This is a genomic window from Mycobacterium sp. IS-1556, from assembly GCF_001499985.1.
Lineage (GTDB): Bacteria > Actinomycetota > Actinomycetes > Mycobacteriales > Mycobacteriaceae > Mycobacterium.
On record NZ_LQIM01000016.1, the window covers coordinates 1 to 26,383 of the forward strand.

The 26,383-nt window shown below is 62.6% G+C and carries 20 protein-coding genes and 5 pseudogenes; 12 read left to right on the plus strand and 13 right to left on the minus strand.

The window, feature by feature from the left end:
- Positions 1 to 496 precede the first annotated feature (496 nt).
- Entirely contained in the window at positions 497 to 1,261 is a 765-nt protein-coding gene (locus AU187_RS13000) for a TetR/AcrR family transcriptional regulator (protein WP_082683823.1), read from the minus strand.
- Positions 1,262 to 2,092: 831 nt separating this feature from the next.
- On the opposite strand from AU187_RS13000, the gene AU187_RS13005 reads away from it, so the two are divergent.
- Both AU187_RS13005 and AU187_RS25015 read left to right on the plus strand, forming a co-directional pair.
- Positions 2,093 to 2,545: a nitroreductase family deazaflavin-dependent oxidoreductase gene (locus AU187_RS13005; RefSeq protein WP_059099514.1), complete on the plus strand. Its 453-nt coding sequence runs from the start codon at positions 2,093 to 2,095 to the stop codon at positions 2,543 to 2,545.
- A 65-nt stretch (positions 2,546 to 2,610) separates the two neighbouring features.
- A pseudogene (locus AU187_RS25015) lies at positions 2,611 to 3,635 on the plus strand (transposase); the annotation flags it as partial.
- A gap of 447 nt (positions 3,636 to 4,082) precedes the next feature.
- Here the strand turns inward: AU187_RS25015 and AU187_RS26150 are convergent.
- On the minus strand, positions 4,083 to 4,679 hold the full coding sequence (locus AU187_RS26150; protein ID WP_082683824.1) for an enoyl-CoA hydratase/isomerase family protein: 597 nt from the start codon (positions 4,677 to 4,679) through the stop codon (positions 4,083 to 4,085).
- A gap of 86 nt (positions 4,680 to 4,765) precedes the next feature.
- On the opposite strand from AU187_RS26150, the gene AU187_RS13020 reads away from it, so the two are divergent.
- Positions 4,766 to 4,966 carry a hypothetical protein gene (locus tag AU187_RS13020; RefSeq protein ID WP_059099516.1) on the plus strand — a complete coding sequence of 67 codons (201 nt, stop codon included), beginning with the start codon at positions 4,766 to 4,768 and terminating at the stop codon, positions 4,964 to 4,966.
- 65 nt (positions 4,967 to 5,031) lie between these two features.
- Here AU187_RS13020 and AU187_RS13025 read toward each other — a convergent pair whose 3' ends face one another.
- Together AU187_RS13025 and AU187_RS13030 are read right to left on the minus strand one after the other, a co-directional pair.
- On the minus strand, positions 5,032 to 5,568 hold the full coding sequence (locus AU187_RS13025; protein ID WP_059099517.1) for a thiolase family protein: 537 nt from the start codon (positions 5,566 to 5,568) through the stop codon (positions 5,032 to 5,034).
- A gap of 262 nt (positions 5,569 to 5,830) precedes the next feature.
- Positions 5,831 to 6,247: a thiolase family protein gene (locus tag AU187_RS13030; RefSeq protein ID WP_502687756.1), complete on the minus strand. Its 417-nt coding sequence runs from the start codon at positions 6,245 to 6,247 to the stop codon at positions 5,831 to 5,833.
- Between the two features lie 59 nt (positions 6,248 to 6,306).
- On the opposite strand from AU187_RS13030, the gene AU187_RS13035 reads away from it, so the two are divergent.
- The 3 genes from AU187_RS13035 (at position 6,307) to AU187_RS13045 (ending at position 9,198) form a co-directional block, all read left to right on the plus strand.
- Positions 6,307 to 7,170: a metal-dependent hydrolase gene (locus tag AU187_RS13035; protein WP_059099519.1), complete on the plus strand. Its 864-nt coding sequence runs from the start codon at positions 6,307 to 6,309 to the stop codon at positions 7,168 to 7,170.
- A 108-nt stretch (positions 7,171 to 7,278) separates the two neighbouring features.
- Entirely contained in the window at positions 7,279 to 8,139 is an 861-nt protein-coding gene (locus AU187_RS13040) for a DUF7064 domain-containing protein (RefSeq protein WP_059099520.1), read from the plus strand.
- A gap of 30 nt (positions 8,140 to 8,169) precedes the next feature.
- On the plus strand, positions 8,170 to 9,198 hold the full coding sequence (locus AU187_RS13045) for a DUF7064 domain-containing protein (protein ID WP_059099521.1): 1,029 nt from the start codon (positions 8,170 to 8,172) through the stop codon (positions 9,196 to 9,198).
- An 18-nt stretch (positions 9,199 to 9,216) separates the two neighbouring features.
- Here AU187_RS13045 and AU187_RS13050 read toward each other — a convergent pair whose 3' ends face one another.
- Both AU187_RS13050 and AU187_RS13055 read right to left on the minus strand, forming a co-directional pair.
- The gene (locus AU187_RS13050; RefSeq protein ID WP_059099522.1) at positions 9,217 to 10,056 is read right to left on the minus strand and encodes an SDR family NAD(P)-dependent oxidoreductase; all 840 of its coding nucleotides are present in this window, start codon (positions 10,054 to 10,056) and stop codon (positions 9,217 to 9,219) included.
- Between the two features lie 12 nt (positions 10,057 to 10,068).
- Complete coding sequence (locus AU187_RS13055; RefSeq protein ID WP_059099523.1) at positions 10,069 to 11,004, minus strand: cyclase family protein; 936 nt, start codon at positions 11,002 to 11,004, stop codon at positions 10,069 to 10,071.
- A gap of 177 nt (positions 11,005 to 11,181) precedes the next feature.
- Here AU187_RS13055 and AU187_RS13060 point away from each other — a divergent pair, with 177 nt between their 5' ends.
- Together AU187_RS13060 and AU187_RS25660 are read left to right on the plus strand one after the other, a co-directional pair.
- Positions 11,182 to 12,189 carry a phosphotransferase family protein gene (locus AU187_RS13060; RefSeq protein WP_082683825.1) on the plus strand — a complete coding sequence of 336 codons (1,008 nt, stop codon included), beginning with the start codon at positions 11,182 to 11,184 and terminating at the stop codon, positions 12,187 to 12,189.
- Positions 12,186 to 12,533: a DUF6285 domain-containing protein gene (locus AU187_RS25660; RefSeq protein ID WP_059099524.1), complete on the plus strand. Its 348-nt coding sequence runs from the start codon at positions 12,186 to 12,188 to the stop codon at positions 12,531 to 12,533. Before AU187_RS13060 ends, AU187_RS25660 begins: the two co-directional genes overlap by 4 nt.
- On the opposite strand, the gene AU187_RS13070 is transcribed toward AU187_RS25660, so the two are convergent.
- Positions 12,530 to 14,008, minus strand: coding sequence for a flavin-containing monooxygenase (locus AU187_RS13070; protein WP_059099525.1), 1,479 nt, complete (start codon positions 14,006 to 14,008; stop codon positions 12,530 to 12,532). The genes AU187_RS25660 and AU187_RS13070 overlap by 4 nt on opposite strands.
- A gap of 447 nt (positions 14,009 to 14,455) precedes the next feature.
- Between AU187_RS13070 and AU187_RS13075 the strand changes: the two genes are divergently transcribed.
- Complete coding sequence (locus AU187_RS13075; RefSeq protein ID WP_059099526.1) at positions 14,456 to 16,129, plus strand: class I adenylate-forming enzyme family protein; 1,674 nt, start codon at positions 14,456 to 14,458, stop codon at positions 16,127 to 16,129.
- Positions 16,130 to 16,159: 30 nt separating this feature from the next.
- Here the strand turns inward: AU187_RS13075 and AU187_RS13080 are convergent, their stop codons facing one another.
- The 4 genes from AU187_RS13080 to AU187_RS13095 form a co-directional block, all read right to left on the minus strand.
- Complete coding sequence (locus AU187_RS13080; protein WP_059099527.1) at positions 16,160 to 16,984, minus strand: crotonase/enoyl-CoA hydratase family protein; 825 nt, start codon at positions 16,982 to 16,984, stop codon at positions 16,160 to 16,162.
- A 10-nt stretch (positions 16,985 to 16,994) separates the two neighbouring features.
- Positions 16,995 to 18,476, minus strand: coding sequence for a flavin-containing monooxygenase (locus tag AU187_RS13085; protein ID WP_502687757.1), 1,482 nt, complete (start codon positions 18,474 to 18,476; stop codon positions 16,995 to 16,997).
- Positions 18,477 to 18,532: 56 nt separating this feature from the next.
- Positions 18,533 to 19,396, minus strand: coding sequence for a mycofactocin-coupled SDR family oxidoreductase (locus AU187_RS13090; protein WP_059099528.1), 864 nt, complete (start codon positions 19,394 to 19,396; stop codon positions 18,533 to 18,535).
- Between the two features lie 139 nt (positions 19,397 to 19,535).
- Complete coding sequence (locus AU187_RS13095; RefSeq protein WP_059099543.1) at positions 19,536 to 21,017, minus strand: flavin-containing monooxygenase; 1,482 nt, start codon at positions 21,015 to 21,017, stop codon at positions 19,536 to 19,538.
- 383 nt (positions 21,018 to 21,400) lie between these two features.
- Between AU187_RS13095 and AU187_RS13100 the strand changes: the two are divergent.
- Together AU187_RS13100 and fadD12 are read left to right on the plus strand one after the other, a co-directional pair.
- A pseudogene (locus AU187_RS13100) lies at positions 21,401 to 22,216 on the plus strand (lysophospholipid acyltransferase family protein).
- A 3-nt stretch (positions 22,217 to 22,219) separates the two neighbouring features.
- Positions 22,220 to 23,832 (plus strand): annotated as a pseudogene (gene fadD12, locus AU187_RS13105) (acyl-CoA ligase FadD12); the annotation flags it as partial.
- A 21-nt stretch (positions 23,833 to 23,853) separates the two neighbouring features.
- Here fadD12 and AU187_RS13110 read toward each other — a convergent pair.
- Together AU187_RS13110 and AU187_RS25025 are read right to left on the minus strand one after the other, a co-directional pair.
- Positions 23,854 to 24,246: pseudogene (locus tag AU187_RS13110) on the minus strand (WS/DGAT domain-containing protein); the annotation flags it as partial.
- 5 nt (positions 24,247 to 24,251) lie between these two features.
- Positions 24,252 to 25,074 (minus strand): annotated as a pseudogene (locus AU187_RS25025) (serine/threonine-protein kinase); the annotation flags it as partial.
- Between the two features lie 326 nt (positions 25,075 to 25,400).
- Here AU187_RS25025 and AU187_RS13120 point away from each other — a divergent pair.
- Positions 25,401 to 26,306 carry an alpha/beta fold hydrolase gene (locus tag AU187_RS13120; protein ID WP_059099544.1) on the plus strand — a complete coding sequence of 302 codons (906 nt, stop codon included), beginning with the start codon at positions 25,401 to 25,403 and terminating at the stop codon, positions 26,304 to 26,306.
- The last annotated feature ends 77 nt before the right edge of the window (positions 26,307 to 26,383 follow it).

A 26,383-nucleotide genomic window follows, 5' to 3' on the forward strand; every position in this document is an offset into this window, starting at 1 on the left:
CTGCAGCATTAACTGAGAACGGATCAAACTAACCCCGACTCGAGAACCGGGTGGACTCAGTATCGGGGACTCGCCAGTAGACCTGAGCGGTATGCATGTCCTGGTAATCGACGACCCCTGGAACACGAGCGCACGCGTGCAGTTAGCTTCGACCAGAACGTCGTCGCCAACGTCATTTCCTTACCACCGACAACTGGCTGCACTACGGTCTAACCGCCCGGCATGATCTTGGCGGGTCCACGCTCGGGCGTGCCGGCACCGCCAATCGCCGGTTAGGCGGCACCTATACCGGGGGAGGGGGCGGCTAACAGCACGTCGGCCGAAATCGCCAGTGCGCCAATGGGCGCCGGCAACACGCTCTTCCAGTGCCAAGCCAACGCCGACGGGATTGGGATTAGTAGACGTCAGGTTGAGCGCCAAAGTGACGCGCGGTTGGCGGGCCGCGGCACGTGTGGCCGCGACGCCAGAGCCGAATGGCGATGAAAAACCAGCCTGGTTAATTCTCCGGCAGCGTATCCAGATCGCCGACGTATTCCACAATGGCAAGTCCAAGGCGTGAGTACCTGGCGACCAAGTTCTCGACTTTCAGCTTGCCCGATGGGCGGTACCATTCGGGTATCGCGTTCAGCATCGCGATGATGGCGCGGTGGGCATCATCAGGGTAGGGGGTCTTGAATACGCCGCTATCGATGCCGTCGCCGATGACCTGCTCGAAGAGATCTTGGGCTGCCGAACGTCGGACGCCGATTTGCTTGGCGTACTGAGGATCGAGGTTTCGAACCTCCCGAATGAACAGGATGCTGTCGATTGGAGACCGCGCTCGATACTCGACCATACTTGCCACCAGAATAAGAAACCGCTCAAGGGGATCGGAGGAGGCGTTCTCCCACGCGTGGCGTGCTAGAACGGCATGGAAATCGTCGATCGCTTCGTTGAGGATGTCGAAGAGGAGTTCTTGCTTGGTGGCGAAATAGTGGTAAAGGACAGACAAGCTAAGGCCGGCTTCCGTCGCCATATCGCGGATCGACACCGCATGGTAACCCCGTGCCGCGAATTCGTGCCGGGCTACCTCTCGCAGTGTGGCCAGCCCGGCCGGGGTGGCCTTGGTCGTGCGCGACCCTGTCCGCGAACCGTCGATGGGTTTTGGCTTCGCCGTCTGGTCGCGACGAGCGGTCGCGCCGCGATTTGCGCTGCGGCGTAGGCGTGACGGCGCTTTCGGCGCCGCCACTTTCGATCGTTGTGGCTGACCATGTCGTGTCATGAACTCATTGTGCGTTTCAATCGGCGTCCGTAGTTGTCAATGTACTCCAGTGCGCTGGGCCACACCGGAGGGCGATGCCCCCAAATGCAGATGCCTTCGGCAGGAGCCCGTTGAGGTTTGTGCCCTAGTCGCGGCTGCCGCCCCGACGTTGGGCACGGTGTCTTAGGCAGCGGCGATGTCGATGGCTGGCTTCGCCGTCGCGATGGCTTGGCGTTTTTCGGACGCCAGACAAACGGTCAGGATGTGGCCTCGTACAAAACTTGCTTGGCTGGCAGCAGATGGTTGACCAGGCAGGCCCGCGCAACTGACGCACTGCTCGCGTTCTTTGCACCGAACACGTGTGATAAATCCCGGTCGGTCCAGATCTTCGGTGGCTTCGGCGCGGCTTCGCTGGGTGAGCGGCGATCACGAGTCGTAGTCTGAGGTGGCCGCATGTCATGCGGGGTCTACGAAGACGCTGAGCACCTGCCGATGCTCGACGTCAGGCCTTTACGCGCGGACAGATGTTGGGATCCCAAGAGCACACTGTCGGTCGGCCTGACAGACACACCACCGCAGGCCCTTGCCGACATGGTCGCGATAGGGAAAACGTATTGGTCGTGCGACGCGCATCCGAGGTGCACGCAGGCCAGGACCGTGTCGTGATCCCCGCCGGACGGGGGGCCGGGCAATCCGTGTTCGGCATCCATTTGCAGGTGCTGTCCGGGACGACGGCGACAAGCTGTCATTCGCGAAAGGCACGGTGTGGCGCTGCGACCCGGACCCGCAAGGGACCGGCCGCATCCTGCGCGCCGCGCTCCTGGGCACGAATCGGCCCCCAAGGCGGGAGTCATGAACGTTTCCCGCTGGGTTGAGAAGAACGTCGGTGGACCGTTACTGCGGTTGCACCACACCGTGTATCAGAAGACCCAGGACCGGATCGGACACAGAATTCCCGGTGTCCCGCCCAGCCTGCTGTTGCACACCACCGGGGCCAAGACCGGCCGGCCGCGGACTAATTCGTTGACGTATGCGCGCGATGGCGATGGCTACCTTATTGTCGCGTCCAACGGAGGCTCCAATCGTAACCCTGGGTGGTACTACAACCTGTGCGCCCATCCGAATGCCGAAATCAACGTTGGCTCAAAGCGATTCGGCATCACAACGCGGCTGGTGACATCTGACGACTCCGACTACGAGCGGATGTGGCGGCTCGTCAACAAGAACAACGGCAATCGATACAACGCCTATCAGCGCAGAACGGCGCGGCCGATACCAATCTTCGAACTGAAGGCGACGCACTAGGAGTCTGCTGAATTAATCCCGCGTGGCGAGGGTGGTTGTCCTGGGGTTTTCGGGATGATTGGCGGGTGCAGGGTCGATCTGATGATCAGCGTGAATTGTTGGATGCCGAATCGGTTGCCGGGCATCTTCTGAAGTCCGACAGCATGTTTGCGTTCCTGGCGACTCGTCGCAGCCAGTTGTTTCCCGAGGAGATGTTCGCCGATTTGTTTCCGTCGCGGCGGTGCCGGCCCAGTGTCCCGGCTGAGGTGATGACCAGCGTGATCACACTGCAGGCTCTGCACGGCTTGTCCGATAACGAGACCGTGGACGCGGTGACATTCGATCTGCGCTGGAAGGCCGCCTGCGGGTTGCCCATCACCGCGCCGGCGTTTCACTCCACAACGTTGACCTACTGGCGGCGCCGGCTGGCGGCCCCGGAGCGGGTGATCTCCACGGTGGATCCCGAAGCCCGCCATGCCCATAAGACGGTGCACCGCCGCCAGGACGGCTTCAAAGCCCATATCGCGGCGAACCCGATACCGGAATCATCACCGACTGCGCCCTGACTCAGGCCAGCGGATCAGACAACCACGAAGCCATCGTGGGGTTGGCCCTCCTCGAGGGCGAGCCCGGCCCGGTGCGGGTGCTCGGCGATTCGGCCTACGGCACCGGGGCCATCCGGGCAGCACTGGTCGAGATGAAGCACGGCGCAGTGATCAAACCGATCCCGCTGCGCACATGGGTGCCCGGCGGTTTCACCAGCGACGACTTCACGGTCGACTTCGATTCCCACACGGTGACCTGCCCCGCCAACCACACCGTCAGGATTACACCCAGCGGCGGCGCGATGTTCGAAAAATACTGCCGCTCATGTCCTTTAGCGACACAGTGCACGACAGCCAAACGGGGACGCAAACTCACCCTGAGCGAACACGAACCACTGCTACGTGCCGCCCGGGCGGCGGCGCGCGCACCCGAATGGCAGGCCGAATACCGCCGACACCGACCCATGGTGGAACGCTCCATCGCCTGGCTGACCCGCGGCAACCGCAAGGTCCGCTACCGCGGCATCTTGAAAAATGATCACTGGCTGCATCACCGCAGCGCCGGATAGAACCTGCGCCGTCTCATCGCGATGGGACTCACCCACACCGGCACCACCTGACACTAGCGATCTGTGGTCTTGCCGTGCCCCACGCCAATGTCACGCTCAATACCGGCGGGGCGATCTCACAGCCGTCGACCTCCGGGTCTGACTACACACACGCGCCACGAGCGCTTGAGACGCCCCACCCCAAATACCCCTAATTCAGCAGACTCCTAGAGCCGCGGCGGCGCTCCGCCGCCGCGACCGCCCAGAACAGCTCCTTGGCGAGCACGAGCAGGTCCAGCATAACTTCGCGGCCGGGCGATGTTGCGTACTGGTGCCATCTCGCGCCGGGGCCAGCTGGATGGATCATCATCTCGTCAATGCGGTAGTGGTCCGCGCGATCATGTACCTACTCTCGTCGGCAACGTCGCTGCTGGATTAGCCTGCCGCGCAACTCAACTCAGTCCGCTAGCGCTGCGCCGACGCCCGCGACGATTTAGCCATCGCGCACCATTGCAGCTTGTCGTTCAGCGGCTTCCCGGCGAGGACACTAATCGCTCTTGTTGAGCCCACCCCGATGGCGTTTTTGGAATGCGGTGAGGCGGGAATTGAACCCTCGGTAGTAAACAGGAACCTTTGGTTGGTCCATTCGAGCGCCATATGAGCTTCGGCTGAGGTTATCCAGGCGGTACGCAGGGCCCGCTTTGTCAGCTGAGCGGCCAGGGTGGGCTGGGCCGCATACTCACGCGCGATTTCAAGGGCTGCTTCCCACGCTTGGCCCGCTCCCACGAGCCGGTCAGCGATGCGAAGACGGTACGCCTCGGCTGCATCAATGGTCTTTCCCCGATGAGAAGGTCCAGTGCGGCGCCGTGACCCGCGACACGGGGGAGCAGCCAGCTGAGACCAAGTTCTAGGGCCGAGCCCCGCGTCGATGTACCCGGCTCGAAACCGACTGTCATCGGCTGCGACGCGCACGTCGGCCAACAACGCAAGAGTGAGTCCGCCGCCGACGACTGCGCCGTGCAGGGCGGCGACGATTGGCTTGTCGAGGGACAAAAACCGCAGAGCAAGCCGACTCGGTCCGAGCCGTCCAGACGCCGCTCGTTGGGCGAGGAGTCGCCGAGTTCGTGATCACCCCCTAGCACACCGGAATGCACGAGGTCATTGATGTCGACGGGCTGCTGGGGATCCACACCGGTCAGGTCGGCGCCGGCGCAGAAGTGATCGCCCGTTGCGCCCAGCACCACAGCATGGATGTCGTCGACGTGCTGGGCGTCGTCGAGTGCCCGGTGAAGCGCTATCGGGATCGTGCCACCAATTGCGTTGCGCAGCCTCGGCCGATTGAGCCGTAGTAGGAGGAGGTGGTCATCGGTGCGCTCGACGATCGCATCGCCGTGCGGACGCTCGGTTGCAGCGGTCATGCCGCTAACAGTGTGCCAGTGCCGATGCCTCCACCGCAGCACATCGTGACAAGCGCGGTTTCACTGCCCGTTCGCGACATCTCGTGGGCGGCCTTGGTGATCAAGACGCATCCGGTAGACCCGAGCGCATGTCCGAGCACAATTGCACCGCCGTCTGGAATGGTGCGTGCCGAATCCGCGCCGGTCACTTGTTGCCAGCCGAGCACAACCGCGGCGAACGCCTCGTTTACCTCGAAAATATCGATGTCGTCGATCGTCATACCGCCCTTTTTGAGGAGGTCTGCAGTGACGGGTATCGGGCCTTCCAGCATGATCCGCGGATCACATCCCACGAAGCTGGTCGCGCGCACCAGCGCCAAAGGCGTCAACCCTTCGGCCGCAACGCGATCGGCGTTCATCAGGACAACGGCTGCTGCCGCATCGGCGATCTTCGAGCTCGTTCCGGCCGTGTGAATTCCACCGGTGACCACCGGCTTGAGCGCCGACAAGGTGGCGAGGTCGGTTGTCCTCGGGGCCTCGTCGGTGTCGAACAACGTCGTGGTCTGCTACTCGACCGCGATAGGCACGATCTGGCCGGCGAAATATTGTTGCTCAATCGCGGCGAGCGCCCGTCTCTGGGATTCCAGACCGAAATAATCGGTTTCCGCCCGCTCACACCGTACTTAGCGGCCAGCGCCTGAGCGGCGGCGAACTGGTCCAATTGGCCGTGACGCTAGTCGTAACCTCCTGACTGCGGGAGTCCGTGTCCGGCAGCCGCTCCATCGAGAATGGCGGACCCAAGCGGGATGAGACTCATCAGCTCGACACCGCATGCCACGACGACGTCTTCGGTTTAAGCAGTGATGAGAGACGCGGCGAGGTTGAAGGCCTGCTGGGATGATTTCCGCACGCGCTGTGCATCGTGCTCGCCGGCGTGTGAATGGGGCCACCGACCGCCAACCACGCCATGCGGGTGACGTTGGCGGCTTGAGTCCCGACCTGATCGATGCAGCCACCGATCACCTGGCCGACGGATCCGGGATTGACGCCAGCTTGGTCCAGCGCATCGAGCATCACCGTGCCTAGCAGGGTGGTGGGATGCATCGCCGCCAACGATCCACCGCGGCGCCCGACTGCAACTGCGGCGCGCACTGACAATGGCGACATCGGCCATGCAACCAAACCTTTGACCGTCGGCGGCTGGACCGGACCGTTTAGCGACCGTCCGGTCATGGACACCCGTGCCGCGATACCGTACCATTAAGCGTACGTTCGATAAGGGATGGAGTCACATGGCGACTACCGACCGCAGTACCAGGGACATGGTCGTCCGCAAGATGATGATTGATTTCACCGATGCAAAGGTGTACTGGAGCCCTGGGCAGCCGGAGTTTTCGCAGATCATGAATGCGGCGTCGGCAAGTCTTCCGGAGCTGGAGCCGTTCCTATGCAAGGTAGTCAACGCGGCACGGGAAAAACTTTCGGAGCACGACGTTGAACTGGCTCGCGACGCCGCCCTGTTCGTCGGGCAAGAGGGACGTCACTCGCGACTGCACCGCCAGTTCAACGACACATTGATCAAGGAAGGCTACACCTGGCTGCACAAACTACAGAAGGAGCTTCACGACCATCTTGAGGATATTCGCGTCCGCCGAGGACACAAGTTCGCCCTGGCCTATTCTGAGGCGTTCGAAACCTTCGGGCCTTTGGCCGCGAGCTTCTGCTTCGACAAGGGCAGGGACCTGTTCACGCCGTGGGACGAGCCGACAGTCTATTTGTGGCTCTGGCACATGGCCGAGGAGTACGAGCACCGCACCGTGTGCAACTACCTGTATAGGGAACTCTACGACGACTACTTCACCCGAATTAGAGCCCTATACGCCTTCTGCGTTCACTTTTTGGGCTGGGTGATGCGGGTTGCGTTTCAACTCATCCGTACCGATCGCAACAGCGGCCGCCTGCCCAACACGTGGCTCAGCCGGGTCCGGGAGGTCAAGGCACTCTTTCGCCTCTTCAGCTTCGTGATGCCACGCCTTGTCGTACGGGGGCTGAAGCCTCACCATGATCCCGCTTTGCTGCCGCCGCCGTCGGGCGTCATGAGCCTGCTCGCCGCCGCCTCCGAGCGCTACGGCGTTGCCGATCCGCCCCAACGCTGAGGTTCGGATGACTCACCGAATGCCGCGATCACATCGTGCACGGTCTGCGGCAGTTGAGCTCATCGGTAACGACATCCGGTAGTTGATCTCACAACCCGAGGAGGGCATATGAACACGCTGAGCGCAGAGGCCGAATCGGTTCATCTGCGTCCGGACGGCGCTCCGGACAACTGGCAAGAGAACTGCACCCTCATGGGTTATGACGCAGATCGAGACGTCAGCATCTATTTCCATGTGGCCCGGCTGATCGATCGGGTGGAGATCAAAGCGGCCGCAGGACGCGGAGATGCGATTAACTGGGTGGATAGCAACGACGATGTGTGGCCAGAGATCGTAACGCCCTACGAGCATTTACGGCTCGACTGGTCAGGCCAACAGATCGGATTCAATCTCGAACTTCGATCGGAGATTGCCGCCATAGACCACGCGGCGGCGATGATCAGCTTGGGGCTGCCGGGTGTCGAACACGACCACTACGAGGCGGTGGGACGACTTATCGGGTCGGTGCACATTGACGGTGGTCTCGTCGACTTCGACGGCGTCTTCTGGCGCGACCACACCTGGGGCGCACGCGAATACGATCTATTTGGCACTTCTTGGTGGTGGCCTACATGCATCGACAACGGGGGTGCGTATGCCGGGGGCGTGGCGGTCGAAGTTGGCGATAGCGTCCTCGGGTACGGGCTCGTCGCAGACGAACATGGAGTCTCCGCCGCCGGCAAGGTCGACGTGAACGTGAAGGGCGGACAAGTGAGTCCGGGGAGCTATACCGCCGTCAGCGTCGAGTATGAGCCGGAGGGCCGCGAACCGGTGAGGCTCGACTACGCGACGCGCCACCACCTGTGCTCGACATTCCCAAGCTTCAACGCGGATCGTCAATGGAACGACGCATATTCACTGTGTAAGTGGGGCGATCGGCAGGGTTATGGCTCCATCGAGCTGAGCGTTAATGAACCCGCGGCTGATTAAGCGCTACTGAAATACCGATCGGGTACTGCGATGTTTGACAGTGCGATCGACCCAGTCCACGACCTACGACATACCGCGGACGCTGATCCCGCCTACAACGAGAGCACATACTACAATTTCTCGTGCCAGACGGCCGGCGCCGTCAGCGGATGGCTCAGGGTTGGCATCCAAGCCAATCAGAACACGGCGCAGGCAACGATCTGTCTGTTCCTACCTGACGGACGGATCGCGTTCGCTTACTCCCGCGGGGCTGCGCCCGCACCAGACGAGTTCTGCGCCGGCCCCCTGTCAATCTCCATCGTGACACCGCATGAGGAACAGACAACGTACTATCGCGGGCCCGTCTCTGTACTCTCCGACGGACGGGCGATGGTCAATCCCAAACGTGCGTTCAGCAGCGCACCGAGTTCGCCGTGCACCGTCAACCTGCAAGTCGTTGGGCGCGGGGCAGCGCTCGGACACGACGGCTCAGACCAGTCCAAGGCCACGGATCTTACGATGGCACTAGGCCATTACCAGCAATTCATCCGCGTGGAAGGGTCACTCAGTCTCGGCGACGAAAGTTGGCAGATCTCGGGCGCCGGCCTGCGGGATCATTCGTGGGGGCCCCGCGACTGGGCTGGTCCGCTGTACTACCGCTGGATCACAGCGGCTTTCGATGACGGCTCGGCGGTCATGGGTATGCAGCTCGGTAACCGCGGCGGTACTACTCACGCGAAGGGCCTAGTGCTCTCCGGTGGACAGACCACCGAGGCGCAATTGTCCTCGCTCATCGTTGACTGGACTCTGGACTACTATCAGCGCGCGGTGGCGATGTCCCTCGAATCGCCGCTGGGGACGCTGACCGTCACCGGCGAGTCCAATGACGGTCAATGGATACCGCTGCGGCACCGTAGACAGGATGCCGACGGATCCGAGTCCGTCACCCGAATCGCTTACGCTCCTTTTGTTTTCCGGTGCGACGGCCGCTTCGGCACAGGCTTTGTCGAAGCTCTGGACCAGATAGTCGACGGTCGCCCCATACCCGCCGCACAACCACAACTGTCGCCAATTAGCTAGTGCAACTTAATCAATGGTTCACGACGACTTAGCCGTGGAGGGCAGGAGGCGGCCCGCCACCGCCGTGAACAGCCGTTGATAGCCGGAACCGGTTAGCCGCACGATCAGGTCCTGCACCTTGGCGTCGGGGCCGACCAGCACCCGAGCCTTGTTCTTGCGCACGGCTCCCAGAATGATTCGCGCGGCCCGTTCCGCGCTGGTGATGGCGAGCCGTTTTTCGAAGAATCGGGCGAGCTCGTCCATGTCGACTCCCTCGGCCGCGGTGGCGTGCTGGGCAATCGCGGTCTTGATGCCGCCGGGATGCACGGCGGTCACCCGCACCGGGTGGCCGGCCAGCACCATCTCCTGGCGCAGCGCTTCGGTAAAGCCGCGGACGGCGAACTTGGCGGCGTTGTAGCTGGCCTGCCCCGGCAGCGCGAACATCCCGTAGACGCTGGAGAGGTTGATGATGTGCCCGTCGCCGGAGGCGATCAGGTACGGCAGAAATGCCTTGGTGCCGTTCACCACGCCCCAATAGTCGACGTCCATCACCCGTTCCATGTCCTTGAACTGGCTGACCTCGACGTCGCCCATGAACGCGATTCCGGCGTTGTTGTAGATCTGATTCACCGTGCCGAAATGCTCATTGACCGCATCTGCGTAGGCCATGAAGTCCTCGCGTTCGGTGACGTCGAGGCGATCGGCCTTGACCGGCGCGCCGATGACCTTGAGCCACTTCTCGGTCTGCGCCAGTCCTTTGGAATCGACGTCGCTGATGGCCAGTTTGGCGCCTGAGCGGGCTAACTCGACGGCCAGCGCTTGGCCAATCCCGGATCCTGCGCCTGTGACGACGGCGACCTTTCCGGCAAACCCTTCCATGGTCACTCCTTGCTACTTAATCGCCAATGGATTGATCGGAGATCCCATCCCTCCTGAGAACTTCAGCGGGGGTGCGCAGAAGAAGAACTCCCAGATACCGTCGGCATTGCAATCGGCCGTCAGCTCCTCGAAATCGAGAATCTCACCGAGAGTCATTCCCATATCGCGGATCAACACCATATGAACGTTCAACACGTAGTCTGGATTCTCGCCCGGCAACGCCTCAATCGCCCAGTTGTCGGAGGCCACTACGGCAACATCCCGTTCGCGCAGCCAGGCACAACACGCTTGGCCCAGACCGGGTTCACCGGCCATGAATGACGCCGCATCCCCGTCGGTCAGGAATTTCTTCCGCCACCCAGTCCGGAATAGCAAGATGTCGCCGCTGCCCACGGCAACGCCCCCTTGGCGCTCCATCGCGGCTTCCAGGTCCTCGGGCCCGATGACATCGCCAGGCTGCAACCAGTCGACGCCCCGCAGCCCCGCAATGTCCAACAACACGCCGCGACCAGCAATCCCCTTGGATTGCTTGTCGATTGCGTTGTGAGTAGCGCCCTTGACGGTCACGTCCCCGGCCGGGAATCCGTTGTAGAGCTGATCGTCATAGTAGACGTGCGCGAGTGCATCCCACTGCGACGCAGCTTGTAGCGGCATGAACACGTAGTCATCGGCGTACTTCATTCCGCCCGGAAACACCTGCAGGGCGCCAGTTTCCGACATCAACCGTACCGGATTGAGCCGCACCCCACCGGGCTGCGGGCCCTTCTCGTCGAAGGGGATGCCGAGATCGAAGATGTGCCCCGTCTTGATCAGCTTGGCCGCCGCGACCAATTTGTCCGGCGTGATTAGGTTGGTGGTGCCGCGTTCGTCATCGTCACCCCAGCGACCCCAGTTGCTAAGCGACGCGCCCAGCGCCCGCAGGTCGTCTGTCCTACCGGCTGCACTCATGTGCCCATCACCTCTGACTCTCGGGTGGAAGGTAGGTCAAATCCGTCCTCATTTGGTTCGCCCCTCACTCGACCTCATGCCGGCGCCAATCGAAGATGTAACTTATCGAACGTACGCTTCACGGTACGGTATCGTAGCGCTGGTGTCTACAGACAAGGACTGCTGACATGGACATTTATGGGTGACAGAGATGGCGATGGGCTGCGCGACGCTCTTGCCGCTGTCCTCGCAGAGGTTCTCGGCGAGCGGGTCGTTGTCCGTGGTCTGCATATCCTCACCGGCGGTGCTAGTCGCACAACGTGGGCATTCGAGGCGGAGACCAGTTCGAGGGTGCGGTCGCTGATCCTCCAGATCGCCAGACGCGGCGGCCCGCCTGCCAGCATGGAACGCGAAGCGCATGTTCAGGCCCTGGCACGGTCAGCAGGCGCGCCTGTGCCGCAGGTCCTGATTGCCGCGGACAGCTCCGATCTGCTGGGGGATCCGTTCCTGGTTACCGAAGCCGTCGGCGGTGAGACCATCGGGCGCAAGATCTTGCGTGGCCTCGACCAGGAGGGTCGGTCCCGAGTGCTGGTGGACTGTGCTCGGTCGCTAGCCGCAATCCACCGATCCGAACCCTCCCAGGCCTCGAGCAGTCAGTCGCGGCTCGAAGCGATCGACCCATTGGTCGAAACACGCGATTGGCTCAACGAAATCGGCGACACCACAGCTGTTTTCGAGTGGGCACTGCGCTGGCTTGCGCTACATCGACCACCTCAGGCGCACCGCCGGCTGGTGCACGGCGACTTCCGCATGGGCAATCTGATCGTCGACGATGCTCAGCTTGCCGCCGTTCTCGATTGGGAGGGCGCGCGCATCGGCGAGCCAGCGGAGGATGTGGCCTGGTTCTGCGCACCTGCGTGGCGATTCGGAGCCCCGGCTAGCCGCGCCGCTGGCGGCCTGGGCAGCATCAGGGACTTCCTCGAAGCGTATGAGAATGCCGGCGGGCCGGTTATCGGTCCAGCGAGATTTCTGTGGTGGTCGGTCATGGCGGCGCTACGTTGGGGCGTCATCTGCCGCCTTCAAGCCCACAGACACCTGTCCGGACAGAACCGGTCGGTCGAGCTCGCCGCTATCGGACGACGAGCATGTGAGGCCGAATGGGACATCCTCGAGCTATTCAATTCCAATAGGGCACCACTGCAATGAATTCACGCCAGCATGGCACGCCCACCGCCGCCGAGCTGCTAGATGCCGTGGCGGAGTTCCTTGAGAACGACGCTGAACCCACGACAACCGGCCAGTTCAAGTTTCATCGGCGGGTCGCTGCCAACGTTCTGCACATCGTCGGACGCGAGCTGCAATGTGAACGCTGCGAGTCGACCGCCCAAGCCCTGCGTGATTTCGGATATCCAGACGAGAGTCTGCTCGCAGCCGCTATCCGCAGGGGTGAACTCGACGAGCGCGCGGAAGAGCTCCGCACCCTCTTACAAACGATCGTGATGCACAGGCTTACAATCGCCAACCCGCGATATCTCGGCCGGGACAGCTAGGCAGTGAACCGGTAGTCGTCGAGATCGAAACGCCGGCTGCGCCAGTAGGCCTCGACGGTGGTGGTCGGCCGCAGAAACGGCACGTCGCCGTTCTTGTCGAAGTAGTAGCTGTGGGCCACCCGGCAACTGTCCTGCCAGAACACTTGGCGGTGTCGGCGCCGCATTACCTTGTCGAAATAGCGGTCGTTGGCCTCCCTGGTGACCTCCACCCGGGACGCGACGCGTCGATCGGCCTCCTTGAGACACCGCACGATGTGGTGCCCCTGGGCCTCGATCAACGCAAAATACGACGACCCGACATAGCCGTACGGGCCGAACACGTGAAACAGGTTCGGAAAGCCCGGAACGGTCACGCCCTCATAAGCCTGAAACCTGTGCTCGCCCCAAAACCGGCTCAGCGAACGCCCCCCGCTGCCCGTGATCGCAAATGTGGGCACGTCGATGTCCAACACGTTAAAGCCGGTCGCCAGCACCAGCACGTCGATCTCGTGGTTCTCACCGTCGGTGGTGGCCACCGCCGAGGACGTGATCTTGTCGATCGGCTCGATCACCAACCGCACATTGTCGCGGTTGAATGTCGATAGATAGTCGTTGTGCAGGCCCAGCCGTTTACAGCCGATCGCATACCGCGGCGTGAGCTTTTCGCGCAGCACAGGGTCTTTGACCTGCCGACGCAGATAGGCTCGCCCAGCCCGCTCCATCCACCTCGGCAGTGGGAACACCGTGAAATAGTGCACCGGAATCGCGGTGGTCGCCTCGACGAAGGCCTGGCTGACCCACCGTTGAATTGCCTTGCCGCCCGGCAGGCGCATCAACCAATGCGACCATCTCGGCAGCATCACATCGAACTTGGGGAAACACCAGATCGCCGTGCGCTGAAAGACGGTGAGCTCCTTGACGATCGGCGCGATCTCGGGAATCACCTGGATGGCGGACGCGCCGGTGCCGATGACGCCGACCCGCTTGCCAGTGAGGTCTTGGGTGTGGTCCCAGCGCGCGGTATGCATGGTGATGCCGCCGAACGAGTCGACACCGTCGATGTCAGGCAACTTGGGCACCGTCAGCACCCCGCTGGCGTTCACCAGAAACCGCGCGGTGATCTCCCCGCCCGGATCGGTCTGCACCCGCCACAGCGCGTGCTCGTCGTCAAACGCGGCGGCCAACACCTTGGTGTTGAACCGGATCTTGGAGCGGATGCCGTACTTGTCCACGCAATGATCGGCATAGGCCTTCAGCTCGTTGCCCGGTGCATAGGTCCGCGACCAGTCCGGGCGCTGCTCAAAGGAGAACTGGTAGGAAAACGACGGAATGTCCACGGCGATCCCGGGATAGTTATTCCAGTGCCAAGTCCCCCCGACACCGTCGCCGGCCTCGATCACCAGATAGTCACCGAAGCCGGCCTCCTCGAGTTTGATCGCCGTGCCGATGCCGGAGAATCCGGCACCGACAACGACGGTGTGGTAGTCGGGCCTCATGATTGGCTCTGTTCGCCGCGACCCCAGTGTGCGCTCATGGCCCTGCTCCCTTCACCCACTCGGGATGGCAGGTCGGTCAAGCCCGTCCCCATCCGTTCGCTCCTCACAGACCGACGTACCGGTCGATCACTCGAAGACGTCCGCCTACTTATCGAACGTACGCTTACTATGATGGCATCGCAGCACGGCCGGTGTCCACATCCGCGTGATGATCGAGACATGTCGGGATGAGTAGGCCAGCGAATTTGACGCTGACATGGGTGGTGCGGTCGGCGGGCCGGGGCCGCGGAATGGGCGGTCGCTGAGAGTTTTGCTCTGACGCGTCGTAGACACCGGCGCTGCTCTGCGACTATATTAAGCGTACGTTCGATAAGTAGATCGCGCGATCTGCGGCCGCACTGTGGATGATGGGCCAGCGGCGCGCGCTGAGCTTGGAAAGGGACCGACATGGTCAACGATGCAGAGGCCACGGCCATCCTGACCGCGCCAGGCGCTCCGTTCGAGATGGAGAACATCGACGTCGCAGGCCAAACGATGCGCGCATACCGCAACGCACCGCCCACGATGCGGGCCGTGTTCGAGTCGATGGACCAGTACGCCGAAAGGGATGCGGTGCTGTGCGAGGGTGAGTGCTACACCTATGCCGATCAACGACGAATAGTCGCCCGGTTCTCGCACGTGCTGACAGGTCAGTTAGGAGTGCGTCCGGGGGATCGGGTTGCGCTCGCATCTCGCAACGGTCCGGAGTTCATCTTCTCGTTCTGGTCCACTCAAGTCCTCGGCGCCGTCAGCGTTCCTCTCAACGCATGGTGGACCACAGAGGAACTCGAAAACGCAATTCGAAGCTGCGAACCCAAGGTCGTCATCGTCGACGGTGAGCGCTGGCAACGTCTGTCGGATGTGTGGCAAAAGCTTCCGGTTGCCCACTGGGTCGTGGTCCGACCTGATGGCCCCCTGCCTGACACCGCGCACCGCTGGGAGGTTCTGTTGGCCTCGGCGCCAGAGGATCCGCAGCTACCCACCGTTGACGTCACACCAACTGATCCCGCAACGATTCTCTTCACGGCCGGCAGCACCGGTCGACCCAAAGGCGTTGTGTCGACCAATCGAAACCACTGCATGGCCCTGATGAATATGATGTATTTCGGGGCGCTATCGAGGACAAAAGCGGACTTGGGCCTGCAACCGACCGAGCAGGCGGTGTCCCTGAATCCTTTTCCGCTCTTTCATATCGGTGGGCTGCTGTTGTCCTATACGGCCGCGGCAACTGGATCGAAGCTGATCCTGATGCCTCGCTGGGATACAGAGGAAGCTCTCCGTCTGTGTGAACAAGAGCATGTGACAACTCTGGCTTCGGTTCCAACCCTGCTTCACCGCATCCTCGAGGCACCTGAACTCGAAAAGTACAAACTATCAAGTTTGGGTGCCGTGACCTCGGGCGCTGCACCCTTGCCGCCAAGTCTGGCAGCCCGGTTGCAGCAGAAGTTCGGTGGCCGTGTCATCGGGGCAAATGGCTTTGGCGTAACCGAAACGACTGGAGGGATCAGCGCGAACGCCGGTGAGGACTACTTCGCACAACCACAGTGCGTCGGCGCGCCCTTTCCTATTGTCGACGTTTGCGTCGTAGACCAAGAAGGTAACCCGCTCGACCAGGGGCACATCGGTGAATTGTGGGTCCGCGGGTCCAATGTGGCCAGTGGTTACTGGCGCGATCCGGAGGCGACCGCCCAAGCCTTCTCGAACCGGTGGTTCCACAGCGGCGATCTGGCGCGCATCGATGAGCAGGGCCGGATGACGATCGTCGACCGGCTAAAGGATGTTGTCATTCGCGGCGGTGAGAACGTCTATGGCATCGAGGTCGAGTCGGTGCTCCAAAGCTGCCCTGGCGTGGAAGACGTCGCCGTGATCGGTTTGCCGCATCAAGATCTCGGCGAGGAGGTGGCTGCCGTCGTGGTGCTGAAGGACTCCCAGACAACCGTTGAAGAACTTCAGCAATTCGCCGCACGGCAGTTGGCGGCCTTCAAGGTGCCTTCGGCGTGGATTCTGCGTGAGGAACCTTTGCCCCGCAACGCCGCAGGAAAGGTTCTCAAGCGCGAACTCCGGCAGGTGGCGCATCGGTGAAGGCCAGGCGCACGACAGACTACGGCGGGCCTATTCGCCGGTGAACTGCGGCGGGCGCTTCGCCAATCTCGCCGAAACAGCTTCGCCGAGATCGCGAGACGGCAGGAACGCCGCATTCCACACGGCCACATAGCGCAGGCTCGCCGATATGGCCGAAATCCTTTGCTGGTCAAGCACATCCTTGATGCCTTGAACGATCAGCGGCGGATTGGCGGCGATCTCGGCGGCGGTGGCATGGGCGGCGGCCAGCGAGGCTTCGGCGTCCTCGAACACGTCGTTGACCAGGCCGATTTTCTCCGCACGCGCGGCATCAATGTCCTTGCCGGTCAGAGCCAGCTCCCGCAAGTGTCCGTCATTCAAAATGAGAGGCAGCCGGGCCAGGCTGCCGACGTCGGCGACCGCCGCCAGCTTCACCTCGCGGATGGAGAACTTGGCGTCAGCGCTGGCATAGCGGATATCCACCGCCGAGATCAGGTCAACACCGCCGCCGATGCACCAGCCGTGCACCGACGCGATGGTGGGGGTGGGGCAGTCGGCGACGGCATTGATGGCCTTTTGCCAGCGCAGCACCTCGGCCCGAAAATCGGCACGCGGTCGAGCCAGCGCACCGTCGGCCATGACCGGGCCGATGATCGCAGCCATCGTCGACACATCCAGCCCGTAGCTGAAGTTGGCGCCCGATCCGGTGAGCACGATCGCCCGCACATCGCGATCGGCTCCCAGTGCGCCGAATACCGTGGGCATCTCCAACCAGAACTCCGGGCCCATGGTGTTGCCCTTGCCGGGTCCTATCAGCGTGACCTGCGCGACGTGATCCCGTATGTCGAGTTCGACGGATTCGTACGGCTGCTTCATCCTCAGTGGGTCACCCCGTCAGGATGTAGTCGCGGTCGTGTGGCTCGGTCAGCATGCTGGTCAGCCGTTTGCGGTCGAATGGCCACAGATCGATGTGGTTATCCTCGCCGAAATACCACGAGTTGCAGCCGGTGTTCCACACCGTCGGACCCATTGCCTCGGCGACATCGTCGGCGAAGCGGCAGGTGGCTTCCTCGGTGATCTCGACGGTCGTGACCTCGCGGTCGCGGAATCGTCGCAGCCATGCGGTGATGTAGCGGGCGGTCAGTTCGGCGACGTGTTGCAGTGACATCGATCCGTAAGGGGAGTTGGGGCCGAGAACGGTGAACAGATTGGGAAATCCGGGGATTAAGGTCGTCGCCCAGGCCCGGGGACCCTTCGCCCAGGCGTCGTCGATTGAGATGCCATCGCGTCCACGCAGCTTCATCGGGCGCATGTAGTTGTGCGGCTGAAAGCCGGTGGCCAGCACTATCGCGTCGAGATCATGATGGGCGCCGTCAGCAGTGCGTATTCCGGTCGGGGTTACCGCGGTGATGGCCTCGGTAACTAAACCGGCGTTCGGCTTGCTGATCGCGCGGTAGTAGCTGGAGGAAATTACCTGTCGTTTGCAGAGCGGTTCGTAGTCGGGTGTGAGTCGGTCGCGAAGATCCTTGTCTCGTACCTGCATTCGCAGGCACGACCGGACGCCCCCCTGAATTAGCCGTCGCCGCCAGGTCGGTCGGGTCACTAGGTCGACGGCGAAGTCGGAACCGACGCGTTGCATCGCGTCCACCATCCGCTCGAGTCCAGGCAGCGACCGCAGCAGCCGGCTGATGACGCGTGGCTGCCGCACTCCCATCGGCATCCACATCACCCACTGCGGCGTGCGGGTGAAATGCGTGATGTGCGCCGCGTCGGGTTGCAGCGCCGAAAAGACCTGAACGCCGGTCGATCCGGTGCCGATCACCCCTAGCCTTTTGCCGGCTGTGTCGATGGGGGTCCAGCGTGCGGTATGCACCACGGGCCCGGCGAACGATTCCAGGCCGGGAATGTCGGGGACGAAGGGGTGGTGCAGCACACCGGTGGCTGCGACGAGGAAGTCGGCGTCGAATTCGTCGCCGTCGGCCGTGGACACTCGCCATCGGTTGTCGACGAATGCCGCGGAGGTGGCCTCACATCCCAGCCTCAAGTGCGTACCGAGCCGGAGACGTTCGACGACGTCGCGGTGATACCGCTGGATCTCCTGACCAGTGGGAAAAAGGCTGCTCCAGTCGGGCTTCGGCGCGAAGGCGAATTGATAGGCGTGCGATACGAAGTCACATCTCAGACCGGGATAGTGGTTCCAAAACCAGACCCCACCGACGTCGGAACCCTTTTCCAGAATCAGGAAGTCATCGAAGCCTGCCTCCTTTAGCGCGTGAGCCACGGTGATGCCGGCCATACCGGCGCCGATAATCACGACGCGAGGTTCCCGCCACTGCGGCTTCGTGTCGGCAATGCTCGTTTCGGTCATTTCGGCGCTCAAATCGCGATCATCAGGGTGGGCTTCGCAGCTCGGTGGGTCGAACCTCATACGCCCGACCAGGGTTTCATCTTGAGGAAACCACCGGCGTCGACCAGAAGCTGTTGGCCGGTTATATAGCGGGAGGCGTCGCTGGCAAGAAAAACCACGGCCTCGCTGATGTCCTCGGGTTCGATATACGGAATTGGCATCGCCTGAATAACCGAGAACGCCGCTTCTGCGTCCTCGCGGGTCGGTTGCTGCAGATCGGGCCGAAACGCTCGATACATCGGCGGGCTGTGCAGCATGTCGGTATTGCAATTCGTCGGGTGGATCGCATTCATCCGAATTGACTTGGGCGCAAGCTGTAGAGCGAAGTCGTTGACGTAGTGCGCGACAAGCTGCTTGGCGAAGGCGTATCCGGCACCACCCGGACCGGCGTTGAAACCGCCACTGTTCATCGACGCCAGGAACCCTGCTAACGATCCCGTTGCGATGATCGACGCGCCGGCTTTTAGATGTTTGAGGCTCGCGTGTACCAGGTTGATCACGCCGACTAAGTTCACGTCGACGGCGTCGGCGAAGGCCTGCGGTGGTAGGCCCGTCGTCATTGGTGCGATCCCCGCATTGGCGACCAGGATGTCGAGATGGCCGAATTCAGCGACACCCCTGTCGATCGCTGCGGACAGGGCTGGCCGGTCGCGGACGTCGGCGATCTCAGCCAGCACACGCTGGCCCTCTTTTTCGACGAGCCGCGCGGTCTCGTCGAGATCCTCAGTCCGGGCAAGCGGGTACTCGTTGGTTTCGATGTCGGCGCACAGATCCACTGCGATGATGTCGGCGCCTTCGGCGGCAAGCATCCGCGCATGGGAGCGCCCCATACCGCGCGCCGCTCCGCTGATCAACGCCACCTTGCCGTTCAACCTGCCCATCGTCGGTCCTTTCTCCCACTCCAGTAGGTTGAGATTCAATGTTGTTCGCGCAGGCCGGACCGAGTGTTGGCCGTTGGGCTCCATTGCACCTCTCACGACGCTGGGCCGTTGCCGTAGAGATCATGAGCTTTGACGGTATCTAGGCAGTGAACCGGTAGTCGTCGAGATTGAAATGCCTGCTGCGCCAGTAAGCCTCGAGCGTGGTGGAGGGCCGTATCGGCACGTCGCCGTTCTTGTCGAAGTAGTAGCTGTTGGCCAGCTGGCAGCTATCCTGCCAGAATGCCTGGCGGTGCCGCTTACGCATCATTTCGGCGAAGTAGCGGTCGTTGGCCTCCTCGGTGACCTCGACGCGGGTTGCGCCGTCGCGGCGGGCCCGCTTCAGGCAGCGCACGATGTGGCGACTCTGGGCCTCGATCAACGCGAAATACGACGACCCGACATAGCTATACGGGCCGAACACGTGAAACAGGTTCGGAAAGCCCGGAACGCTGGCACCCTCATAAGCCTGCAGCCGATGCTCGCTCCAGAACCGGCTCAGCGACCGGCCACCACTCCCGGTGACCGCAAATGTGGGCATGCTGTTGTCAAGGTCCAATACATTAAAGCCGGTCGCCAGCACCAGCACGTCGATCTCGTGGTTCGCACCATCGGTAGTGGCCACCGCCGAGGACGTGATCTTGTCGATCGGCTCGATCACCAACCGCACATTGTCGCGGTTGAACGTCGACAGATAGCCGTTGTGCATGCCCGGCCGTTTACAGCCCATCGCATAACGCGGCGTGAGCTTTTCGCGCACCACCGGGTCCTTGACCTGCCAGCGCAGATAGGCCCGCGCGACCCGCTCCATCCACCTCGCTAGCGGCAACACCGTGAAATAGTGCGCCGGAATCGCAAAGGTCGCCTCGACGTAAGCCTGGCTGACCCACCGTTGAATTGCCTTGCCGCCCGGCAGGCGCATCAACCAGCGCGCCAACGCCGGCATCGGCACATCGGGTTTGGGGAAACACCAGATCGCTCTGCGCTGAAAGACGGTGAGCTCCTTGACGATCGGCGCGATCTCGGGAATCACCTGGATGGCGGACGCGCCGGTGCCGATGACGCCGACCCGCTTGCCAGTGAGGTCTTGGGTGTGGTCCCAGCGCGCGGTATGCATGGTGATGCCGCCGAACGAGTCGACACCGTCGATGTCAGGCAACTTGGGCACCGTCAGCACCCCGCTGGCGTTCACCAGAAACCGCGCGGTGATCTCCCCGCCCGGATCGGTCTGCACCCGCCACAGCGCGTGCTCGTCGTCAAACGCGGCGGCCAACACCTTGGTGTTGAACCGGATCTTGGAGCGGATGCCGTACTTGTCCACGCAATGATCGGCATAGGCCTTCAGCTCGTTGCCCGGTGCATAGGTCCGCGACCAGTCCGGGCGCTGCTCAAAGGAGAACTGGTAGGAAAACGACGGAATGTCCACGGCGATCCCGGGATAGTTATTCCAGTGCCAAGTCCCCCCGACACCGTCGCCGGCCTCGATCACCAGATAGTCACCGAAGCCGGCCTCCTCGAGTTTGATCGCCGTGCCGATGCCGGAGAATCCGGCACCGACAACGACGGTGTGGTAGTCGGGCCTCATCACGGTCACCTCCGTCCGCCCACGTGCACACCGCGCCCGGTCCGCAGGGTCAGCGCCTCCACGTCAGCCAATCCACAGTGTGCGCTCACGGCTCTGCTACCCCTACTACCCACTCGGGATGGCAGGTCGGTCAAGCCCGTCCTCATTGGTTCGCTCCTCACAGACCGACGTACCGGCCGGAATACTTATCGAACGTACGCTTAATCATATGGTACCGTAGCCCTGGTGTCTATGCGCCAGGTAGGGTCCGCCGGTGAAGTCATTCTGGCGGCATTGGCGGGCTCGCACCTATCACGTAAGGGGCTGCCCGTGGACTCGGGAAGGCGCTGTTGGCTTCGGCTGGTCAATGTGTCCGATTTAGGGACTGCGCGCACGGGACAACTTTGAGCGACGCCGAGATCGATCCGGGGGAAATCGCGAAGTGGGATCCCGAATTCACTGAACGCGTGATCGGGGTTTTGCGACGGTTCGTCAAGCTGTATTACCGGTCGGAGGTGTACGGCCTGGACAACATCTCGCCCGCGGGCGGCGCACTTGTGGTCTCCAACCACTCCGGTGGGATGCTTCCGATGGACGTCCCGATCCTCGCTGTCGACTTCTACGAGACGTTTGGCTATGGCCGGCCGATCCACACCTCAGTCACGACATACTCTTCGTGGGGCCGCTGGCGAACTTGCTGCTGCGCACTGGCTACATCCGGGTCAATCCCGAGAACGCGGTTGAAGCGCTGCGCTCCGGTCACCTGGTGGTGGTGTTCCCCGGCGGTGACTACGACGCGATGCGGCCTACGGTGTCGGAGAACATGATCGACTTCGATGGCCGGAAGGGCTACGTCAGGACCGCGATCGAGGCAGGGGTGCCGATCGTGCCGGCGGTGTCGATCGGCGGGCAGCAAAGCCAGTTCTTCCTGGTTCGCGGAGCCGGACTGGCGAAGCGGCTCGGTTCATCACACGTGCGGCCCGCATGAAAGTCGTGCGGTCACTATCGGATTCCCGTTCGGAGTCAGCCTTTTTGGCGTCTTGCCGCCCAACCTTCCGCTGCCCACCAAGATCGTCACTGAGGTGCTGGAGCCCATCGACATCGCTGCGCGATTCGGCGAGAACCCTGATGTCGCGGTGGTCGACGCACATGTGCGCGAAGTGATGCAAAAAACACTCAACGGGCTGGCGCGCAAGCGCCGGCTGCCGGTCCTGGGCTGAACCATGGGACTGCGCAGCCGTCTAGAGAACATGGCCGGCGTGATGGCCACCATGCGCCGCCGCGGGTGATCGCGCCGATGTGACCCGACAAATACCTGCGGATCGCGGCGGCAATGCGTCGCGAAAACCTGGCGGCCACCTCCGGTTTCGCGTCGTCCACCCAGCGCTGTCCGGACCGGTCCGGGCTCGTCGACGAACTCGGCACGTACGTGGCAGCAGCTCGACGAGCGCGCCGACGCATTCGGCGCGGCCCTGCAGGCACTGCCCGGGGGGCAGCCGAAAACCATTGGCATCATGTGCCGTAACCATCGCGGATTCGTCGACGCGCTGGTCGCGGCCAACCGCATCGGTTCCGACGCGCTGCTGCTGAACACCTCGTTCGCTGGCCCAGCGCTGGCGGAAGTCATGGACCGCGAATGTGCCGACGCGGTGGTCTACGACGAGGAGTTCACCGAGACGGTAGACCGTGCCCTGGCCGAGAAGTCGGACGCAATAAGGATCGTCGCGTGGACCGACGAACCGCCGGCGCACGATCTAACCGTCGACAAAATGATCGACACGCACGCTGGCCGACTTCCCAAGCGCGCCAAGCAGAAGGGCAGAACGATACTGCTCACCTCGGGCACCACCGGCATACCGAAGGGCGCGAAGCTGGCCGGCGGTGACCCGAGCGTCGTGAAGAACATCCTTGACCGGACGCCGTGGCGAGCCGAGGAAACCACGGTCGTCGTCGCACCCATGTTTCACGCCTGGGGGTTTTCGCAGCTGATCTTCGCGACGATGATGGCGTGCACGATCGTGACCCGCCGCAAATTCGACCCGGAAGCGACGCTCCAGCTGATTGATCGGCACCGCGCGACCGGACTTTGCGTCGTTCCGGTGATGTTCGACCGGATCATGGACTTGCCCGACGATGTGCGAAAGCGCTACAGCTGCAGATCGTTACGGTTTGCCGCGGCATCCGGGTCGCGGATGCGGCGCGACGTCCTGACGAAGTTCATGGACCAGTTCGGCGATGTGGTCTACAACAACTACAACGCGACCGAGGCGGGCATGATCGCGACCGCTACGCCCGGCGATCTGCGCGCGGCTCCCGACACCGCAGGCAAACCCGCCGAGGGAACCGAAATTCGCATCCTGAACGAGAACTTCACGGAGTTGCCCCCTGGTGAAGTGGGCCAAATCTATGTACGCAGTGGCTCTCAATTCGAAGGCTATACCTCAGGCAAGAGCAAGAACTTTCACGACGGGTTCATGGCCTCGGGCGACATGGGCTATCTCGACGAAGCCGGCCGGCTGTTCGTGGTCGGCCGCGACGACGAAATGATCGTCTCCGGAGGCGAAAACGTCTATCCGATCGACGTGGAGGTGGCGCTTTTGGCTCATCCCGAGGCTGCCGAAGCGTCGGTGATCGGCGTGGACGACGAGCAGTACGGTCAGCGGCTGGCCGCCTTCGTCGTGTTGCAACCCCGCGCATCGGCACCCCGGAAGCGCTCAAACAGCATGTCCGACAAGGCCTGGCCAACTACAAGGTGCCGCGCATGATCGAGGTGCTCGACGAACTCCCCCGCAGCAGCACCGGTAAGATTCTGCGCAACGAGCTGCGGGCCCGGGTTAGGAAAGGGCGCCAGCGTGCGCTAGCTGGCGACTGTGGCTGGGGCCATTGCGGTGTGGACCCTGGTTAACTGGTCGGAAAGCCCAGCAGCAGCGCAGATTTCGCTGAATGCCCGGATCATCGCGTCGGCTACTTCATGGGGTTCGTCGACGGTGCGGTCGTCGGTGATCACCGAGATGTTCAGTTGATCGACGTAGCTCCACACCGTGATGTTCATCCCCACCCCGGCCAACGGCGGCCCGACCGAATAGATTTCGCTGATCGTTGCGCCGCCCAGGTGGCTGCGCTCGCGGGGCCCGGGCACATTCGAGATAGCCACGTTCATCAACTTGCTCTGCGCCTCGCGATTTGACAGCCAGCGAAATGGCGCCGGAGCCACCGGCGGCGGCAGATAAGCCACCCACGATGCGAGGACCGTCCGGCGCCAGTATTGGGTCGATCCGCGGGATCACCCGACATTGCCCACTCGATCGCCCGGGCGAAACCATCGGGAATGCCGACTCGACGAAGGTCCGGCACTGGTTCGCGGGTGATCCTAAGAAATTGAGCGACGACCTGCTCACCGCTTTGGCGCTCGAACGCCGTGTGACCGGTCAGCGCACAAAAAACGTCGCCCCTAGTCCGTACAGGTCGGAGGCTACGGTCGGACTCTGGCCTGCAAGGATCTCAGGGGCTGTGAAAGCGGGCGTTCCGATGACATTCCCCGTGTCGGTCTGAAAGGCTCCCGCGATACGGGCGATACCGAAGTCGGTAAGGGCAGGTTCGCCGTATTCGGTGAGCAGGATGTTTGCTGGCTTGACGTCGCGGTGCACAACGTCGGACCGATGGGCCGTCTCCAGCGCCCCCGCAACCTTCACGCCCACGCGAAGTGATTCTCTCCAACTGAGAGGACCATGGGTGCGAATTCTCATGTCGAGCGAGCCGTACCGATGAAACTGCATCACGATAAATGGCCGCCCGGCGGCGATGGTGCCGACCTGCATGATGTTGACGACGTTCGAATGACCTGACAGCCTGCCCATGCACGTTGTTCACGCAGGAAACGATCGAGGGCTTCCTCATCTAAGTCGGCGCTCAACACCTTCACCGCGACGGTCCGCTCCAATGAGGGCTGCAGACAGCGGTAGACCACCCCAAAACCGCCGCGCCCGATCTCCTCCAGTTCCTCGAAGCCGAGGGCAGCGAATTCGGCGGCTACGTCACCGAGTAGATCGGGTTTATTCCGCTGCGAGTTATCGGCCATCATGTGCCTCGATCCACGCGCCACGCGAATGGCTACCAGCGACGGCGAACCGGCGGCCTTCACTCGAAAGCCACGTTGCGCGCAAGGCAATCCTATGCCAAGGCCGTCCTTGCTGACCCCATGATGGGGTGGCAAACTCTCGGCGGCAGCGTCACCAGCGGCAGTTTCCCTGCCTGGCGACACCGGATCCATCGCCCTAGTCTCGAGTCTAGTCTAAGTAACTCGCGTGGCTTCGTGTCTGCGGTGGATGAGCGCTGTTGTATGCTACTCGCCCCGCGGAGGCGCAGCATGAAATGAAGCGCCGCCGATACGCGAAGGATCGGGCGATGACTGAACCCCGCTGGATCGACGTGCATGCCCCAGAGGTGGAGCTTAAGGCCCTGACCTGGGGACCGTCTGATGCCCCGATTGCGTTGTGCCTGCACGGATTCCCCGACACCGCCTACGGCTGGCGCAAAATTGCCCCTCGACTGGCCCAGTCGGGCTGGCGGGTGGTGGCGCCGTTCATGCGGGGCTACGCGCCGTCATCGATTCCTTCCGACGGCAGTTATCACGTCGGGGCGCTGATGGACGATGCGCTACGGGCGCGTCTGGCGGGCGGTGGCACCGACCGCGATGTAGTGATTGGCCACGACTGGGGAGGGTTCACGGCAACCGGCTTGGCCGCCATGCCGCACAGTCCATTCGCCAAGGCGGTGATCATGTCGGTGCCGCTGCGGGCGGCGTTTCGTCCGCTGGGGCGCGTCGCGGACCCGGGCAGGCTGCTTCGTGACCTTCCACGTCAATTGTTGCGCGTGTGGTACAGCATGTACTTCCAATTGCCTTGGCTGCCATATCGTTCAGGCTCGTGGATGGTGCCGCTGCTGTGGCGGCGCTGGTCACCGGACTTTGACGCCGAGGAGGATTTGCGCCATGTCGATGCCGCGATCGGGCAGCCGGAGAACTGGCGCGCGGCATTGGGGCCGTACCGGGCGACGCTGCGCAACACGCGGCCACCCGCACGCTACGCTGAGCTGCACCGGCATTGGACCTCGGCGCCAAAGCTACCGACCCTGTATTTGCACGGCCATGACGACGGCGCTGCCATACCGACTGTTGCGCACTGGAACGAGAAAGTGCTTCCGGCCGGCAGCGATGTGGCCGTCCTCGAGAAGGCCGGTCATTTCCTGCAGCTCGACCAGCCGGAAACGGTTGCCGAGCTGATACTGCGATTCATCGGCTCGGCCGACTAGGCCCGGCACTACAAACCCCGTAGTGCCCGATGGGTGGGTACTGGTCGAACGTTCGATGTGTTAGCGTTGTCACATGG